Genomic DNA, 16,698 nt, shown 5'->3' on the forward strand with positions numbered 1-16,698 from the left:
GGCGACCACGCCCCTGGGCGGGATCGACACGACGGCCACCGGTCGGGTGGTGCTTCAGCTGAACGTGCGCCGCGAGACGGCGGCGGGCGGCGCAGCCCCGGTGGTGGCGCTGTCCACCCCGGCGCTCACTCTCCTGCGCCAGACCGACGGGACGTGGCGGGTCGCCGGCGCGGATCTGTCGAGCGTCGCCGGCGACGCACCGGGCCGGTGAGGCGTGATGGCCCGCGGCTTCACCCGTAAGCGTTCCCGCTGGCTGGTCTGGACGGGGGCGGGCGCGGCTTTCGTCATCGGCGGCGTCGTCATGCTGGTCTCCGTCCTCATTCTGATTATCGCCGGTCCCTTCATCCAGGATCAGGGCGGGGGTAACCGGACCATCAGGAACTCCGACGGCATCCCGGCCGAGTACCTGCAGACGATCATTGATGCGGCGAACGCGGCCGGGTGCGCCGAGGTGACTCCCGCCCTGCTGGCCGCCCAGTTACACCAGGAGTCGGGTTTCAACCCGCGGGCCCGGTCACCCGTGGGCGCGATGGGGATCGCCCAGTTCATGCCCGGGACGTGGGCGTCCCACGGGCAGGGCGACGTGTGGAACCCGGCCGACGCGATCCCCGCGGCGGCCCGGTACGACTGCGCGGTGGCGGCCTCGGTCGCCTCCGTGTCCGGCGCGGCCCAGGAGAAGATGCTGGCCGCGTACAACGCGGGAGCGGGTGCGGTGCTTGCCTTCGCCGGCATTCCGCCGTACACCGAGACACGTAACTACGTCCGCGCGATCCTCGCGCAGGCGCAGGTGTACGGCGACGCCTTGGAGCTCGGCGTCGGCATCCCCGCTGGTTCGGTCGCCCCGATGGTCGCCTTCATGCAGTCGCAGATCGGCAAGCCCTACGTCTGGGGCGCGACCGGTCCCGAGGCCTGGGACTGCTCGTCGCTGGTCCGGGAGGCGTATCGCCGCATCGGCATCGAGCTCCCCCGCGTGACGACCGACCAGCTGCGGTTCGGCCCGCAGGTCGCGGGCGTCGATCCGCAGCCGGGGGACCTGCTGTTCACCCCGGGCCCCGACGGCACCGCCGAGGCACCGGGCCATGTCGGGATGTACATCGGCGACGGCCGGGTCATCGCAGCCAAGGGAGCGCGGTGGGGGGTCGTCGAATCCGACATCTCGGACTGGAGTGGGACCGTGGCCGTGACCAGGCCGCTGGCTAGGCAGCTTTCCTGATCCGGATTTCCTGTTCCGGACACTCCGGGTGTGCTGTCGCTCCGGTCAGGTAGCCGCCTGGGACACGAAGGTGGACAGTCCGTCGGCCACACCACCGAGCGCACCGACGGCGCTGTGCACTACATCGGCGGCGTTACCCGGTGCCGTCACCGCGAAGAACAGGGCGAACAGCCCGACACCATACGGCCAGAAGATTCTTTTCATCGAGGACCTCACAGAAAACCCAGTCGACACGGCCAGACGGACACCAACGCCGGTGTGTTACCGACAGCATGTGTGTACTCACCTTGAGTAGTTGTCGCAAGATGAATCGCCGGAGCGGTGAGTGAACTGCGCGGTGGCGGGGCCGGGGGACAGCGGATGGACAGGGATCTGACCATAGGTAGGCAGTAGGCAACGGATACATGAACGGATCTAATAGTGCATGCCACCCCGGGTCGGTCGACCTCGATTCCCGGCGCGGGGTGGCTGCCCGGGGCAATGGCCGGCCTGGCCGGGGAAGCCCCCGCTCGGGACCGCTGGGACCGCTGGGACCGCTCAGGACGGCGCGATGCTCTGCGCGAAGCGGAACAGGTTGTCCGGGTCGTAGGCGCGCTTGACCTGGCGTAACCGTGGAAGGTTCGCCCCGTAGTACGCATCGGCCCAGGTGGTGAGGTCCGGGTCGATGTAGTTCTGGTACGCCGACGACGACATGAACGGCGCCGTCGCCGCCACCGTGGATCGCAACCAGCTCTGGTTAGCCTCTTTGTCCGCCGGGGAGGCGTCGACGGAGTACCCGGCGACGAACTGGGCGCTGGCGAGCGTGTCGCGGTGCACGAACGCCGTGTCACCCGGGCCGACCCGGTTGATCGCGCCGCCCCAGGAATCCAGGATCATGCCACCCGGACCGGCCCCGGGCGTGCGTTGGCGTCGCTCGAGCGCGGCGAGCATCGTCTCGACCCCGCCGGCTGGCATCGGTTCGGCGAGGAACGCCGAGGCGGCCCGTTGGGCCACCCGTGGCAGGGTGCCTCCGGGCGTCCGGTCGCGCAGGTGGCACGTGTCAACGCTTTTGCCCGCGCAGCCCGCCTCGAGCAGCATCGTTTCGAGATGGCCACGCTGGGCGACGAAGGTGCTCGAGGGCCTCCGGCCGACGGCGGCGACGAGGTTGGCGAGTCGATCCCGCAGCCACGTGATCCGCGTGTCGTCGGCGCCGCCCGCGAGCACGCCGCTCACCCGCAGGGCCGGACTGCCGGTGACCCCGGTTGTCGGCATCGAGGTCATGACGCAGGTCGACCACAGGTCCTCTGGCGCGCCGCCACTGTCGGCGATCCAGCCCTGCCACGCGGTGAGCACGTCCGCGGCCACGTCCCAGGGCCAGCGGTAGGTGAACAGCACCAACGGTGTCGCCCGATGGGTGGCGAAGGTGAACGACGTCACGATGCCGACGTTGCCCCCGCCCGCGCCGCGTAGCGACCAGAAGAGGTCCGGCTCGGTGTCGGCGTCGGTGCGCACGGTTTCCCCGGAGGCCAGCACGACCTCGGCGGAGACCATCCGATCGCAGGTCAGACCGTAGCGCCGGCTCAACACTCCGATGCCGCCGCCGAGGGCGAGCCCGGCGATGCCGACGGTCGGGCATGATCCGGCCGGCAGCGCCAGCCCGTTCTCGGCGAGTGCGGAGTAGACGTCGATCAGCAGCGCTCCGGCCCCGATCAGCGCGGTGCCGTCGGGCCCCGGCCGGACCGACGCCATCGCAGTCACGTCCACGACCAGCCCGGTCGTCGTCGAGTAGCCCCCGTAGCTGTGGCCACCGGCCCGCGCGACGAGGTGTATCCCGGTGGAGCGGGCGAAGTCGATGCAGGCCGTGACGTCCCCCGCAGACATGGCACGGACCACCGCCTGCGGGCGTACCGCGTCGAAAGCCGGGTTGAACAGCATGCTGGCGACGGCGTAGTCCGGATCGGTCGGTCGCAGCAGCGGACCGATCAGCCGTTCGTCGAGCGTGCGCCAGTCGATCGCCGTCGGTGTCGGGTGGGGGGCGTCCTCCTGCTGGCAGGCGCTCATCAGGCCGCCACCGAGCCCGAGCGCGGCGAGTCCGAGCCCGCCGGCTCCGGCGGTCCGTAACACCGATCGTCGGTCAGGCTCGTCATCCACGGTCAGTCCTCACGGCTGCTACGAGTCCGGGAGTGGACGATGGTCGTCACGAGTCGTCCGACCATCCGTGTCACCGGCGATACCCTAGGTCATCGGCGATACCCTAGCCCGGTTGGGCGACGGTCGTGATGGTGCCGTTCGGATCGATGCGGCGCACCCGGTCGTTGCCGTTGTCCGCGATGTAGAGCGCGCCGCTGCCGTCGACCGCGACCGAGCTCGGGTTCTTGAACTGGGCGGCGGCCGCTGGGCCGCCGTCGCCGCCGGAGCCTTCGACGCCGATGCCGGCGATCGTGGTGATCACGCCGTTCGGGTCGACCCGGCGGATCCGGTGGTTGCGGTAGTCGGCGATGTAGAGCGTCCGGCCGTCCGGGCCGACGGTGAGCGACGGCACGTTCAGCTTGGCCCGGGTGGCCGGGCCGCCGTCACCCGAGAAGCCCTCCTCGCCGGTCCCGGCGACGGTGGTGATGATCCCGCCCGGGGTCACCTTCTGAATGGTGTCGCTGGCGAGGTCGGCGAAGTAGAGGGTGCCGTCGTCGGTCATCTGGAGATCGTTCGGGCCGTTGATCTTTGCCGCGGTGGCCGGGCCGCCGGCGCCGGTGTAACCCGCGACTCCGGTGCCCACGTACGTGGTGATGATCCCCTGCGGGCTGATCTTGCGGATCCGGTGGTTCTCGTAATCGGAGAGGTAGACGCTGCCGTCCGGCCCGGTGGTCACCTTTTCCGCACTGTTGATCTTCGCCGCGGTGGCTGGGCCGCCGTCGCCGCCGTAACCGGCGTCACCGGTGCCGGCGATCGTAGTGATTACCCCGGCTGGGCTGATCTTGCGGATCCGGTTGTTCTTCGCGTCCCCGATGTAGATGTTGCCGGCCTTGTCACGGCTGGTCGATCCGGGCCCGTCAAGCTGCGCCGCGCTGGCCGGGCCGCCGTCGCCGCTGATCCCGCCGGCTCCGGTGCCCGCGAGGTCGCTGACCGCCCCGGCAGGGGTGATCTTCTGAATGCGGTCCGTCGCGAGGCTGGAGACGAGCAGCGAGCCGTCGGGATCGACATCGACGCTGTAGGGGCTCAGGCCCTGCACCGACAGCGCCGTTCCCCGGTAGGCGGTTGCGAGGCGTGCCGTGCCGCCGCCGCGGTCACCGCCGCCGCTGCCGCCGCCCGAGTTCGTCACCGCTGCCACGATGCCGACGGTGAGGGCGACGATGACGACGAACGCGACCGCTCCGATGATGAGCGGCGTCCGGTTACGGGCGTTCGGATTCGACTGGTGCCCGGCCTGGCGGGTGGCGGTCGGTGGTACCCCCGCCATCCCGTGCACCGGTCCCCCCGGACCGGGCCGGTACGTCTGGTCGCCGGGGCCGCCCGGTCCGCCGTACCCGGGGCCGCCGTACCCGGGGCCGAGCGGCCGCGGCGGTGGGGTCGACCGCGGCGGTGGAGTGTTGCCCGGCGGGAATCCAGCCCAGCCCGGCCCAACCGGTGGTGGGTATCCCCCTATCGGACGGCTGACCGGACCACCGGGTGCTCCGGGAGCACTCGGCGTGGCGGGACTCCCCGGCCCGTTCGGGCCGTTCGGTGCGCCCGGGTACCCGATCCGTGGGCCCGGTCCGCCCGGTGGCGCGCCAGGGAAGCCGGGTCGACCGGGGGCCGGCGGGCGCGGGGTGGTCGAGGTGGCGAGCGCGGCCTCCCGGATCTCGTCGTCGATCCGCACCTTGACGTCAGACCGGGACAGCCAGGTCGGGCCGAACGCGCGGCTGCTCGCTCGGGCGAGTTCCAGGGCGAAGTCGGCGGCGTCGGCGAAGCGGGTGCCCGGATCCTTCGCCAGCGCCCGCAGGATCACCGCGGAGACGGGTGGCGGAACCATGGTGAGCGGTTCCGGCATGATTGTCAGATGGTGGTGGGTCAGCGGCTGCACCGCCATCTGACGGCCGAACAGCGGTCGGTTGGCGATCATCTCGTAGAGCACACCCGCGAGGGCGTAAAGATCGGTGGACGGGAAGAGACGCGTCCCTATGATCTGCTCGGGAGCCATGTAACGCGGCGTTCCCAGGATCGCGCTGGCGGTGGTCTCCGCTCCGTCGAAAATCTTGGCGATGCCGAAGTCGGTCACCTTCAGCAGCCCGTCGCCGGCGAACATGATGTTGTCCGGCTTGATGTCCCGGTGCAGCACTCCGTGGCCGTGCGCCGTGGCGAGGGCGGCCGCGGCCGCGAGCCCGATCGAGCAGGTGGTCTCGGCGGAGACCGGTCCCGAGCTCATCCGCTGTTTGAGCGTGCCGCCGGAGAGCAGCTCCATGACGAGCAGGCAGGTGCCCTCGTGCTCCACGTAGTCGTGGATACGCACGATGTGCGGATGGTCCAGTTCAGCCAGCACCCGAGCCTCGGACAGGAAGCGGGCACGCAGATCGGGGTCGTCGGAGGTGTCCAGCAGGATCTTGATCGCGACCTTGCGGCCGATGAGCCGGTGCTGGCCGGCCAGCACGAGCCCGTAGCCACCCCGGCCCAGGTCGCCCTCGACGGAGTAACCGGGAAGCGCCGCCTCCACCCGAGATTTATCTATCAACAAGGTCCAGATCCGTCCGCTACCACGCCGGGCATCCGCTGTACCGCCACCCGTGCGCCGAGAACCATCCTGGCCTGCAATGACGCCCTTCGTCGGGTTCCTGGTGATCCTACGGCCCTGACCCCCCATTCCCTACCCCCGGCCGGCCGGTCCGGCGTGCCGGATCGGCGACACGGGCAGGTCGACGGGGCTGGCGAGCGCCGCCGCCGCCGCAGTGCGGATGATGGGCACTGCGGCACATGTTGAACCTGCGAGGAAGGGCATCCCACGTCATGTCGACAACCGAGCCCGCTGCCCCGGTGGCTCCGCTGGACATCACCGCGACCGAGGAATGGGCGGCGCTCACCACGCATCTGCGCGAGATCTCCGAGGTGTCCCTGCGGGATCTGTTCGCCGCCGATCCCCGGCGTGGCGAGACGTTCGCCGTCGAATCGGACGGACTCTATCTTGACTACTCCAAGAACCGGCTGACCGCGCGCACCGTCGAGTTGCTGACCGCGCTGGCCCGGCGCGCCGGGCTGGCGGACCGGATCGAGGCGATGTTCCGGGGCGAGAGGATCAACGTCACCGAGAACCGACCGGTGTTGCACGTGGCGTTGCGCGCCCCGGCCGGAACCCGGATCGAGGTGGATGGCGCCGACGTCGTCCCTGACGTGCATCGGGTGCTCGACGCGATGTCCCGATTCGCCGACCGGGTGCGGTCGGGAGAATGGCTGGGTGCCACCGGTGAGCGGATCCGGACGGTGGTCAACATCGGCATCGGCGGCTCCGACCTGGGACCCGCCATGGCCTACGACGCCCTGCGCGACTATGCCGACCGGTCGATCGAAGTCCGGTTCGTCTCCAACGTCGACCCCACCGACATCTGGGAGGCCACCGCCGATCTCGATCCGGCCAGCACCCTGTTCATCGTCTCGTCCAAGACGTTCACCACCCTGGAAACGATCTCCAATGCGCGGGCCGCGCGGTCCTGGCTCACCGGCCTGCTCGGCGAGGACGCCGTTTCCCGGCATTTCGTCGCGGTCTCCACGAATGCCGAGAAGGTCGCCGAGTTCGGTATCGACACCGAGAACATGTTCGAGTTCTGGGACTGGGTGGGCGGCCGGTACTCGGTGGACTCCGCGATCGGCCTCTCGCTGATGATCGCGATCGGGCCGCCGAACTTCCGGGAGTTCCTCGCCGGTTTCGCCGCCATGGACACGCACTTCCGGACGGCTCCGTTCGAGCGGAACCTTCCGGTTCTGCTCGGCCTGATCGGCCTGTGGTACCGCGACTTCTTCGGTACCGCGACGCACGCGGTGCTGCCCTACAGCCACTACCTGGGCCGATTCCCGGCTTATCTCCAGCAGCTGGACATGGAGAGCAACGGGAAGTCGGTCGATCTCACCGGGCGGCCCGTGCCGACGCCGACCGGACCGATCGTCTGGGGGACTCCCGGCACGAACGGACAGCATGCGTACTACCAGCTCCTGCACCAGGGGACGACGATCGTCCCGGCTGATTTCATCGGCTTCGTCCGGCCGAACCATCCCGGGGTGGGCACGGCGGACGGCGCCGGGGTGGACCAGCATGCCCTGCTGCTGGCCAACTTCCTGGCGCAGACGGAGGCCCTCGCGTTCGGCCGGACAGCCGCGGAGGTGGCCGCCGAGGGTGTCGCGCCGGGCCTCGTTGCACATCGGACCTTCCCGGGTAATCGACCCTCGAACACCCTGCTCGCCCAGAAGCTGACTCCGTTCACCCTCGGTCAGCTGATCGCACTGTACGAGCACAAGGTGTTCACCCAGGGTGTCATCTGGGGGATCAACAGTTTCGACCAGTGGGGCGTGGAGCTCGGCAAGGTGCTGGCCGGTCGGATCATTCCGGAACTCGGGTCCGAGCAGGAACCGGAGCTGGGGCATGATAGCTCGACAAACGCTCTGATCAAGCGTCTGCGCGCCGGCTGACGTCCGCCGGGGATCCAGCCAACCGAGGCATGTTACTCTGCGTAACTGATCGGGGGTGACCCAACGCAGTGACGACATCGGGGGGTGGAAGTCATGCGGGCGGATGCTGGAGCCTTGCGGATGTCCGTGCAGCGGACAGGCGAGGACGTGCTCATCGAACTCGCCGGGGAACTCGACACTGCCGGGCGGCTCCGGTTCCGTGAGCAGATCGGCGAGCATCTCGGCCGGGGCGGGGGGACGGTCACGGTGGATGTCGCGGGCCTGCGCTCGATCGACATCCCGGGGCTCGCCGCTCTGCTCCGCGCCGATCTGCTGCTCCGCCGGGTGCACTCACGTCTGGAGATCCAGGCACCCACGCCGGCGTTCGCCGCGTTGTTGCGGGAGGCCGGTCTCGACGGTCGGTTGTGGGTCGGCGGGGGATCCCGCCGCCGCTGACCGCCGCCTCACCTGTCCGCACCCCGCGGGCTGGGAGACGGCTCAGCTGCTGAGCGGTGACGTCCGATCGCCCGATGACGCGGGTGCGCTGAGTGTGGCGGGTGCGCTGGGTGACGGTCGTGCACCGGATGGTCCGCAGTCGCCCACCGAGGCGGTGCCGTCCTCGGTGACCAGGGAGAGCAACCCGCGGGAGCCGATCAGACGTTTCTCGATCCCGCCCATCATGAGCATCCCCGCCATCACGAAGAGTGGAAAACCGAGCACCATCAGCAGGACGGGTGGTGTGAGACTCACCGAAAGACCCCCAGGCTGGCTTACGGATCTGATCGGCACCATGGACGCCGTACCGTAGGCGTTACCCTCGGACCTCCGTTGCTCACGTCCCGACCGTCGTCTCACCCGACTCGGGTGTCCACCGGGTTCTCCCCGAGGGGGTCGCCGATTCCGGCCGGGTGGAAGAATAAACCGCAGCTCAGAGGTCTGTTCCGGGATGTGTGTTGTTCCCGGTGTCCGCGGGCTCGTACCCTTCCCCCAATATGTCTGCGCGGCCCGTTCCATTGCCCGCTTATAGCGGCCGTCCGTGGGTTCGTGACGCGGACCTGCTTGCGCGTCTCGACCTGCTCTCCGAGCAGGTCGATTTCGCCCTTGCTGAGATAGCCCTGCGGCGGGCCGCCTACCAGCGAGCCTGCGAGGAGGAGGCCGACTGGCAGTGGGCGCCCCTCGGCGTTGAGGTGCTGAGCCGGCCGTCCGTGGCGCAGGCTCTGGCCGGCGAGCTCGCCGCCGTCGAGCGGCTGCGGTTGTGGGCGCAGGAGATGTACTGGTTGCAGGAACAGGCGCGGCTGCGCGGACTGCTGCGCTGAGCGCGCGGGCGCGGGCCGCCCCGCTATCCCGTTCCCGGCGAGGGGCCTCCCGTCCCTGGCGGGGGGCCGTCGAGCGTGCCGAACAGCCGGCGGCCGAGGTTTGCCGCGGCGACGTTGCCCCGGTGCAGATACCGGGTGATGCCAGCTTCCAGGCTCTCGGCGGCGTCGTCCTTGCGGCCGGCCCGGTAGAGCACCTCGGCGCGGGACAGCAGCGCGTGTCCCTGGCCGTCGGTGTCGTCGGTGCGGCTGGCGAGATCGACGGCGGTGTCGGCGAACCGGAGGGCCTCGGCATCGCGGCCGCGCAGCGCCAAGAGCTTCGCGTGGACCCCGCACCATCCGGCCTGGGCCGGTAGCTGGTCGGCGGCGGCGGCGTCCCGACACCGGGTGACGTACTTGCCCGCGTCGTCGACCTTGCCGAGCCGGACGAGAACGTCGGCGAGTGCCGCGGCCCGGTTGGCCAGGAACGCGCGTTCCCCCATCCGGGACAGCTGCCGGCAGCTTCGCCGCAGCTCCCGCTCGGCGACTGCCAGCTCGTCGGCGAGCAGTGCCACTCGGGCCACGACGAACCCGCCATGAAAGGGGTCGACCCGAGGGGCGCGCAGGTCGTGAACGATCTCCTCGGCCGCCTTGAGATGGATCTGCGCGCCCTCCAGATCCCCCGACATGGCGGTGAGGACCGCGAGCTGGGCGAGCACGGCCCGACGCAGAGCCCGGTCGTCGTCAGCGGCGTCGAGGGCCTCGTTTGCCCGGGTGATCCCGACGGCGACTGGCCGGGGCCCCCAGCTCATGAGCATGGTGAGCTCCCGGCGCAGCGACTGCGCGGCCCGGGGCACGCCGGATTCTTCCGCATGCCGGACGGCGTTCTCCATCGCCCGCTCGGCCGCGGCGAACTGCCCGGCCGCCAGGTAGGCGTTGGCCTGGCTGCGGCAGGCGAGCGCCGCGCCGACCTCGTCGCCGGCCTGCACGAAGTTGGTCAGGCACGCCGCGGCTTCGGTCAGCGTCCTGGCGACCAGGCCCTCCGGATCGGTGGAGAACAGCACCCGCAGGTACGCGAGCCGGGCGTGGGCCCGCAGGCCCTCCTCCCCGGCGCGCCGGGCCCGCTCGGTCACCTGGCGCAGGATGCGCTCGGCGTCGGAGAGCCGGCCGAACGAGTACAGCGCCCAGCCGAGGTCGATCTCGGCCCGTAGCCGCAGCGGGTCCGTCTCGGGCAGCAGGGTGATGGCCCGCTTGAGCAGCTGGGCCGCGCCGGTCTCGTCGCCCTGGCGCACCCGGTCCGCCGCCTCGATCAGACAGGTCGCCGCGGATCGGCCCAGCTCGACCGTCTCGGTGTCGCGTTGCCCGATCTCCACCCGGTAACGGAACGCCTGCTCCAGGTGGTAGCCGACCAGTTCGTCGTGCTCACCGGGGCCGCCCTCCAGCCGGGTCTGCAGCCACTGGGCGAACCGCTGGTGCAGATCGGCGCGCTGCCGTTTGGCGGTGGACTGGTAGGCGCAATCGCGCAGCAGCACGTGCAGGAACCGGAACGCCTCGACGCCGGGCAGGTCGGACCGGTCCGGATGCACCAGTTCCTTGCGGACCAGGCTCAGGCAGTGGGCGGCGACCATCGGCTGTTCGTTTGGGTCCGACAGGTCGATGACGGCGTCGAGGTAGAAGCGTTCCCCCACGATGGCGGCGCGTTCAAGGACCCGCCGTTCGGGCGGGTCGAGCCGGTCGAGCCGGGCCGCGAGCAGGGACGAGATGGTCGGCGGCACCGTCACGTTGCGCAGGCTGCCGGTGGCGATCCACCGGCTGCCCTCCCGGCGCAGCAGGCCGTCGTCGACGAGGGCCGCCACCATCTGCTCGACGAACAGTGGGTTGCCGGCCGCGGAGGTAGTGATCCGGGAGACGAGGGCCGGGTCGAGGTCGTCGGAGCCCATCAGGGTGCGGATCAGGCGCTGGCAGCGTGCCTCGGTCAGCGGCGCCAGCAGCATCGAGGTGGCGTTGAGTTTGCCGCCTCCCCAGTCCCGCCGCTCCTCCAGCAGTTCCGGGCGGGCCAGGCACAGCAGCATGATGGGGGCGTCGCGGGACCAGTCGGCGATGTTCTCCAGCAGGTCGAGCAGGGTCGGCTCGGCCCAGTGCACGTCGTCGAACCACAGGATCAGCGGGCGTCGGGCCGCCAGCGCCTGGAAGAAGGACCGGACGGCCCAGAAGCTCTCCTGCGGACCGAGTTCCGCGCCGCCCAGCCCCACCAGGGGCGCGAGCGCCTCGACGATCTCCGCCGCCTGGGTGACACCGTCGAGCAGTTCCCGCAGCCGACGCCGCCCGTCCGGGGCGCTCTCGTCGGCGGACAGACCGGTGGCCTGGCGCACCATCTCCATCAGCGGCCAGTAGGCGATGCCCTCGCCGTAGGACAGGCAACGCCCGGTGAGCACGGTCGCCCGGTTCGCCATGGCCGCGCAGAACTCGCCGACCATCCGGGATTTGCCGATGCCCGCCGGGCCCAGCACGGTGAACAGGTGGCAGGTGCGTTCCTCGACCACGGCCTCGAAGGCGTCCTGCAGCCGGCGGCGTTCCCGGTTACGCCCGATGACCGGGGCGGTGAAGCCGTGGGTCGGGGCCCGGCTGCCGGGACCCGCGGTCGGGTCGACCAGCCCGATCAATCGGTGCACCCGCAGCGGGTCGCGCTTGCCCTGGACGACCAAGGGGCCGAGCGGGCTCACCGTGACGCTGTGCCGGATGAAGCGGTAGGTGGTGTCCCCGATGAGGATCTCGTCAGGGGGAGCGGCGTGTTCCAGCCGGGAGGCGACGTTCACCGGATCGCCGGTGACGCCACCGCCGGCGACGGTCACCTCGCCGGTGTTGATCCCGATCCGCACCCGCAGTTTCAGGCCCCACTCGCGCTGCAGGTCGGCGTTGAGCGCCTCCATCGCCGCCCGGATGTCGAGGGCGGCGCGAACCGCGCGCAGCGCGTCGTCCTCGTGCAGCACGGGAATGCCGAAGACGGCGAAGACGGCGTCGCCGATGAACTTCTCGACCGACCCGCCGTGGGTGTAGATCACTTCACGGACGGTGGTGAAGAACCGCCACATGACCTGCTGCAGCGGTTCGGAGTCGATTCTCTCGCCGATGTCGGTGGACCCGGTGATGTCCACGAACATGATCGTCACGGTTTTCCGGGCGCCGCTCCCCGGGGTGGGAAGGGGGTTCCCACATCCGGAGCAGAAGCGCGCCCGCTCGGGGTTGTCCTCCGCGCAGGTCGGGCACGGCACCATGTGCCGGATGGTAGGCCGATCGCGACCCGAGGCGGTGGGGGATGCGCGTACCCGAGTCGCCTGAGGTGACCCGTCCCACGCCGGTGCCACCGTCGAGTCCCGGCCGGGACGGCGCGACCCGGGCGGTTCATCCGCCGACGGCTGGCTTGGCGCGGTCATGACGGCAGCTCCCGCCGCACCGCGAGGAGCGCCGCCACCTGGGCCAACACTCCCCAGCCGACTACTCCCCAGCCGCCCGCGTTCACCTCGACCGCCCCGCAGCCACCAAAGACCACCGCGCTGCCGGAGCCAGGGGTGACCAGAGCCAGCAACCAGGGGTGACCAGACCCAGCAGGATGCGCGGCGTCGTTGTCTTGCCGGGGCCGTTCGGCCCGAGAAAACCGGTGATGTTCCCTTCCCGCACCGTGAAACTCACGTCCCGGACGGCGCGCTGGGACCCGTATCGCTTGGCCAGATGGTCTATTTCAACGACGGCGGTGACGAGAGCCTCCCGGCGGAGGTTCGAGCGGGGCAATCTCTACGGTAACCTGTCGCTGTTCCAGATCCACCGGCGGCTGTCACCGCCGGCCGGGTCGCGGTCGCCGGCCGGGAGACCGGTACTTCCCGGGTTCCCCGAACCGCGATCCCCCAAGGAGTTTTCATGGACGCTCTCGCCTGCCTGATGACGCGCCGTACAGCGACCCGGCTCGTCGAACCCGGTCCGACGGCGGAGCAGATTATGATCATACTTAGTGCCGCCACCACGGCGCCGGATCACAAGATGCTGCGGCCCTGGCGCTTCGTGGTCGTGCGGGGCGATGCTCGCGCCACCCTGGCGGCGGCGATCAAGCGGGCCGCCGAGGCCGTCGGCGGGTTGCCCGAGCCGGTCATCCGCAAGACCGCCGGCAAGGCCACCCGTTCCCCGGCGCTCATCGCCGTCGTCGCCTCCCACGTCGGTTCGAAGGTTCCGGTCGCCGAGCAGGACGCCTCGGCCGCGGCGGCGGCGCAGAACATCTGCCTGGCCGCGCACGCGCTCGGCGTCGCCTCGGCCTGGAAGTCGGTGCCGATGCAGGGCAGCGCCGAGGTCCGGGAGGCGTTCGGGCTGACGTCGGACGAGGCGCTGGTCGGCTGGGTGGAGCTCGGGACCCAGGCGGGCACCGCGCCGCTGCCGGCGCGGCCCGCCGTTCGGCTGGCCCAGGTCGCGGCGGAGATGGAGGCCGACGGGACGCTGGTTCCCGTGGCGGCGGACGATCGGATCTCCCAGTTCGGGCAAGTGACCACGGTGTGAGCGGCAGGCTACCTAAGCTGGAACACAGGTCTTGAGATCGGGCGGCCTGGACCGGGGTATGACTCCGGCTCCCGAGGTGCGACGGGAGGTACGCCGTGTGTGGCGGTCTTCGAGGCCGTGGCCGTCTCGGCCTGACCGTGGCCGGGGGGCTGTTGCTCGCGCTGGTCGTCGGATGCTCGGATCCGGGGTCGAGCGGGTACGGCGGCTCGGCCGCCCGGCCGGGCTCGGTGGTCATGCCGAGTGCGTCGTCTCAGGACCCGGGCGGCCCGGGCACGCCCGGGGCCTCCGCCGCCCCGGATGGTGTCGCGTCACCGCCGGTGCCGACTCCGCAAGCATCCTCCGTCTTCGTCGGAGAGGCCTGTTCCCCCACCGAGGACACCTCGCCCGCGACCGCCGTGAACGGCCTTGTGCTGTTCTGCGCGCCCGTCGGCGGGACCGGCCCGGCCGGCATTAGTCGATGGTCCACGGAGCCGCCCGCCCCGGCTCTCGTGACCCGGCCGGATGAGGGCGGGAACTGTGACCCCGAGGACGTCGGGCGCATCGTCCAGGACTCCGCCGGCCGCCCGGTGTCCTGCCTTCGAGACCCGACGGGCACCCTGACCTGGTCCGACATCTCCTGAACCGGGTCACCACGTCACCGCGCCACCGGTGCCGGTGGCGCGGACCCCCAGGCCGTGCCTACCGGGATGATCAGCCGTTGCGGCGGGCCCGGCGGGTGGCGAGGGCCTCGGCGACGGACCAGAGAGCCGGCAGCACCAGGGCTCCGAAGACGGTCGCCCATGCCCACGGATGATCGGCCAGGTATGGCACGACGTCGTCGTGTAGCCAGGGGAAGAGCCGGTCATGGATCACCGGAACGGCACCGGCCGCCGCGAACACCGCGATGAGCCCGGCTCCCACGACCGCCAGTCCTCCGGGCAGGTGCCGCCAGCCGGTCAGTCCGATCGTCAGCAGGCCGATCAGGCCGAGGACGATCCCCAGGCCGCCGAGGATGCCCGAACCGGTCAGCCCGCCGGCCGTACCGAGGCCGACCAGCGCTGTTCCCACCGCGATCGTCATCCGCCGCCGGCCGTGCGTGACATCCCGGATCATCTCGAAGGCGAGACGGGTGACGGCCCGGGCGAGGAAGGCGACCGGCCGCAGGGGCCGTGGCAGCCGGCGGGTCGATGCCGCCCAGGCGACGACCACGGCCACGATCTGGGCCAGGGCGGTCACCAGAATCGGGCCCTGCGCCGCGTCGGTGATGCGTTCGTCCGAGACGCGGCAGGCCTCGAGCACCTCGTCCACCGCTCGCGGGGGCAGCGCGCCGGGCGTGACGGGGACGCCGCTGAGCCCGGGTGGCCGGGGCGGTCGGCGCGCCAGAGCCGAACTGTCGACGCCGACCGGCCGGTGGGCACCGGTCCGTCCCGCGGCGACCCTGGCGGCCGCGGCCGCGGCCAGCGAGATGACCTTGGCGCCGCGCGGCTCCTCCAGGTTTGGGGGGCCCGTCGCTTCCGGTGCCGCCGAGGCCCCCGGTCCGGTCGTCGTTCCGGGCCGGGTCGGTTCCGCGGTCAGGGCCCGGTCGACGGCGGCGAGGAAGTCGGCGGTGGGCCGCGGATCGACCCCGGCCTCGTTGTCGCGCCGCACCGCCTCGGCGACCCCCACCAGCTCCTTGGCCGCGATGTCCCGTTGGAGGCCGGCGGCGGCCCAGGTCGCCGTGACCGGCAGGTTCGGCGGCACGGGGGCGTCCGGATCGGTCAGAAAGCCAAGCTCGTCGAGTACCTCCCGTGGCGCCGGGATGCCGGCCACCTCGGTGAGATCGTCGACCAGATCCACCAGCCAGCCCCGGCGGGCCAGCGCCGCGGCACGGGCGTGACCGGCGGGGACGGCGGTGTCCCGGCGGATCACGAGCCGGCGTGGATCCAGCATGATCCGGACCAGCCAGCCCGCACCGTCCAGCCGTCCCCACATCCAGTCGTTGGCCCGCCACGAGGACTTCGCGAAGGCGCCGAAGTTTCCCAGCTGCAGGCCTGTGACCTTCTCCTCAGCCAGCGCGCGGGCGGGATCGAGGCGGTTCGGTAGATCTGCGCTGATCTGGACGAGCTCAACCGGTTGATCGAGGACCGCGGCGCCGGTGCTCCGCTCGACCAGGTGCACGTCGAGCACGGCGATCAGGGCGTCCGCGGGAGTCGACGGGAGGTACCCGACGAAGTCCGCGAGGGTCCGGGCCGCCACCGCCCGGCGCTGGCCGAGACTGAGACCCTCGGGCCTGGTCTCTGGTCCCGCCGGAGGCGGGGCCGCGGGGGACCGCCGGTCCACGAGATCGGTGAGCTCGGTCCGCAGGGTCTCGATCGTTTGTTCCAGGGATCGCCAGGCCCGGGTGAGCTCGTCCTGCCCCGCGTCGCCCTCCGGGTCGGTCCGCAACCAGCGGCGGGCCGCCTCGGCGATGACGTCGAGCAGCGGTGCCCCGGCCATCGCACCGAGGGTCTCGCCGACCGTCGTGAAGACGCCGGGTCGCAGGGCCGCGGTGCCCGCAGTGCCTGCGGTGCCGGTGTTCCGGATGGTGGCGCGCGAGGCGCCGTGCACGGCCGCCGCGAGCCGGGCGAGTCGGATCCGGTCCGCCGGCTCGGGGGAGAGGACGTACCCTTCGTTGATCATGTTGATCAGCAGGCCCTTGGCGGCGTCGAGCGCGGGCCGGCCCAGCCGCCACAGGTCGGCGAGGTCGGCCGTGGTCGGCAGCCGGTCGGGAAGCATCTGGACCACGGCGTTGACCGCGGCGTTCGTCATCCGGGCGGGTCCGGCCGCGTCGGTGCGCAGCGCGTCGGTGTCCGGGGGACGGGGCAGGTCGAACCGACCACCGAGGACGCGCAGCAACGCCTCGATCACCGGTGGGGCGGTCTCCTCTGCCAGGCTGCGGCGGTAGGCGTCATAGACGCTCTCGTCCGCTAACCGGGGCCCACCGGCCGGGGCGAGGCGCAGCAGCCGTCGTCGGTTCGCCCGCGTACCGCGTACGGCGCTGTTATGGTCGCGCAGCGTCGCCAGATCTGTACCGATCGACTGGTTCAGCGC

At 71.2% G+C, this 16,698-nt stretch carries 13 protein-coding genes and 2 pseudogenes; 7 read left to right on the top strand and 8 right to left on the bottom strand.

Features of this window, described 5'->3' with window-relative positions; translation table 11 throughout:
• A pseudogene (locus tag AC08OP_RS02170) lies at positions 1–211 on the top strand (hypothetical protein); the annotation flags it as partial.
• 6 nt (positions 212–217) lie between these two features.
• Positions 218–1,213 (top strand): C40 family peptidase, encoded by a 996-nt coding sequence (locus AC08OP_RS02175; RefSeq protein WP_476612671.1) that lies wholly within the window; start codon positions 218–220, stop codon positions 1,211–1,213.
• Between the two features lie 45 nt (positions 1,214–1,258).
• Here the strand turns inward: AC08OP_RS02175 and AC08OP_RS02180 are convergent, their stop codons facing one another.
• From AC08OP_RS02180 to AC08OP_RS02190, 3 genes are all read right to left on the bottom strand, one after another.
• Positions 1,259–1,417, bottom strand: coding sequence for a hypothetical protein (locus AC08OP_RS02180; RefSeq protein ID WP_462202948.1), 159 nt, complete (start codon positions 1,415–1,417; stop codon positions 1,259–1,261).
• 333 nt (positions 1,418–1,750) lie between these two features.
• Positions 1,751–3,343 carry an FAD-binding oxidoreductase gene (locus AC08OP_RS02185; protein ID WP_476612672.1) on the bottom strand — a complete coding sequence of 531 codons (1,593 nt, stop codon included), beginning with the start codon at positions 3,341–3,343 and terminating at the stop codon, positions 1,751–1,753.
• Positions 3,344–3,446: 103 nt separating this feature from the next.
• Positions 3,447–5,897, bottom strand: a complete 2,451-nt coding sequence (locus AC08OP_RS02190; protein WP_476612673.1) for a serine/threonine-protein kinase — start codon at positions 5,895–5,897, stop codon at positions 3,447–3,449.
• Between the two features lie 269 nt (positions 5,898–6,166).
• Between AC08OP_RS02190 and pgi the strand changes: the two genes are divergently transcribed.
• Both pgi and AC08OP_RS02200 read left to right on the top strand, forming a co-directional pair.
• Positions 6,167–7,837: a glucose-6-phosphate isomerase gene (gene pgi, locus AC08OP_RS02195; protein ID WP_476612674.1), complete on the top strand. Its 1,671-nt coding sequence runs from the start codon at positions 6,167–6,169 to the stop codon at positions 7,835–7,837.
• Between the two features lie 93 nt (positions 7,838–7,930).
• The gene (locus tag AC08OP_RS02200) at positions 7,931–8,272 is read left to right on the top strand and encodes an STAS domain-containing protein (RefSeq protein ID WP_476612675.1); all 342 of its coding nucleotides are present in this window, start codon (positions 7,931–7,933) and stop codon (positions 8,270–8,272) included.
• Positions 8,273–8,314: 42 nt separating this feature from the next.
• On the opposite strand, the gene AC08OP_RS02205 is transcribed toward AC08OP_RS02200, so the two are convergent.
• The gene (locus tag AC08OP_RS02205; protein WP_476612676.1) at positions 8,315–8,566 is read right to left on the bottom strand and encodes a hypothetical protein; all 252 of its coding nucleotides are present in this window, start codon (positions 8,564–8,566) and stop codon (positions 8,315–8,317) included.
• Positions 8,567–8,808: 242 nt separating this feature from the next.
• On the opposite strand from AC08OP_RS02205, the gene AC08OP_RS02210 reads away from it, so the two are divergent.
• On the top strand, positions 8,809–9,132 hold the full coding sequence (locus AC08OP_RS02210; RefSeq protein WP_476612677.1) for a hypothetical protein: 324 nt from the start codon (positions 8,809–8,811) through the stop codon (positions 9,130–9,132).
• A 23-nt stretch (positions 9,133–9,155) separates the two neighbouring features.
• Here the strand turns inward: AC08OP_RS02210 and AC08OP_RS02215 are convergent, their stop codons facing one another.
• The 3 genes and pseudogenes from AC08OP_RS02215 to AC08OP_RS02225 all read right to left on the bottom strand — a co-directional run.
• Positions 9,156–12,383, bottom strand: coding sequence for an AAA family ATPase (locus AC08OP_RS02215; RefSeq protein WP_476612681.1), 3,228 nt, complete (start codon positions 12,381–12,383; stop codon positions 9,156–9,158).
• A gap of 155 nt (positions 12,384–12,538) precedes the next feature.
• On the bottom strand, positions 12,539–12,694 hold the full coding sequence (locus AC08OP_RS02220; protein WP_476612682.1) for a hypothetical protein: 156 nt from the start codon (positions 12,692–12,694) through the stop codon (positions 12,539–12,541).
• Positions 12,695–12,696: 2 nt separating this feature from the next.
• A pseudogene (locus AC08OP_RS02225) lies at positions 12,697–12,837 on the bottom strand (ATP-binding cassette domain-containing protein); the annotation flags it as partial.
• Positions 12,838–13,023: 186 nt separating this feature from the next.
• Here AC08OP_RS02225 and AC08OP_RS02230 point away from each other — a divergent pair.
• Both AC08OP_RS02230 and AC08OP_RS02235 read left to right on the top strand, forming a co-directional pair.
• Positions 13,024–13,650 (top strand): nitroreductase family protein, encoded by a 627-nt coding sequence (locus tag AC08OP_RS02230; protein WP_476612678.1) that lies wholly within the window; start codon positions 13,024–13,026, stop codon positions 13,648–13,650.
• A 95-nt stretch (positions 13,651–13,745) separates the two neighbouring features.
• Positions 13,746–14,270 (top strand): hypothetical protein, encoded by a 525-nt coding sequence (locus AC08OP_RS02235; protein ID WP_476612679.1) that lies wholly within the window; start codon positions 13,746–13,748, stop codon positions 14,268–14,270.
• Positions 14,271–14,340: 70 nt separating this feature from the next.
• Here the strand turns inward: AC08OP_RS02235 and AC08OP_RS02240 are convergent.
• Positions 14,341–16,698, bottom strand: a 2,358-nt coding sequence (locus tag AC08OP_RS02240; protein WP_476612680.1) for a DUF3376 domain-containing protein, incomplete at its 5' end; no start/stop codon positions are given.

This window comes from Frankia sp. CeRuru1, assembly GCF_977966315.1.

Bases quoted from the DNA above. Each gene is read 5' to 3' on its own strand.
- AC08OP_RS02175 (WP_476612671.1), top strand. From the start codon at position 218: ATGGCCCGCGGCTTCACCCGTAAGCGTTCCCGCTGGCTGGTCTGGACG.
- AC08OP_RS02180 (WP_462202948.1), bottom strand. From the start codon at position 1,417: ATGAAAAGAATCTTCTGGCCGTATGGTGTCGGGCTGTTCGCCCTGTTC.
- pgi (WP_476612674.1), top strand. From the start codon at position 6,167: ATGTCGACAACCGAGCCCGCTGCCCCGGTGGCTCCGCTGGACATCACC.
- AC08OP_RS02200 (WP_476612675.1), top strand. From the start codon at position 7,931: ATGCGGGCGGATGCTGGAGCCTTGCGGATGTCCGTGCAGCGGACAGGC.
- AC08OP_RS02210 (WP_476612677.1), top strand. From the start codon at position 8,809: ATGTCTGCGCGGCCCGTTCCATTGCCCGCTTATAGCGGCCGTCCGTGG.
- AC08OP_RS02215 (WP_476612681.1), bottom strand. From the start codon at position 12,383: ATGGTGCCGTGCCCGACCTGCGCGGAGGACAACCCCGAGCGGGCGCGC.
- AC08OP_RS02230 (WP_476612678.1), top strand. From the start codon at position 13,024: ATGGACGCTCTCGCCTGCCTGATGACGCGCCGTACAGCGACCCGGCTC.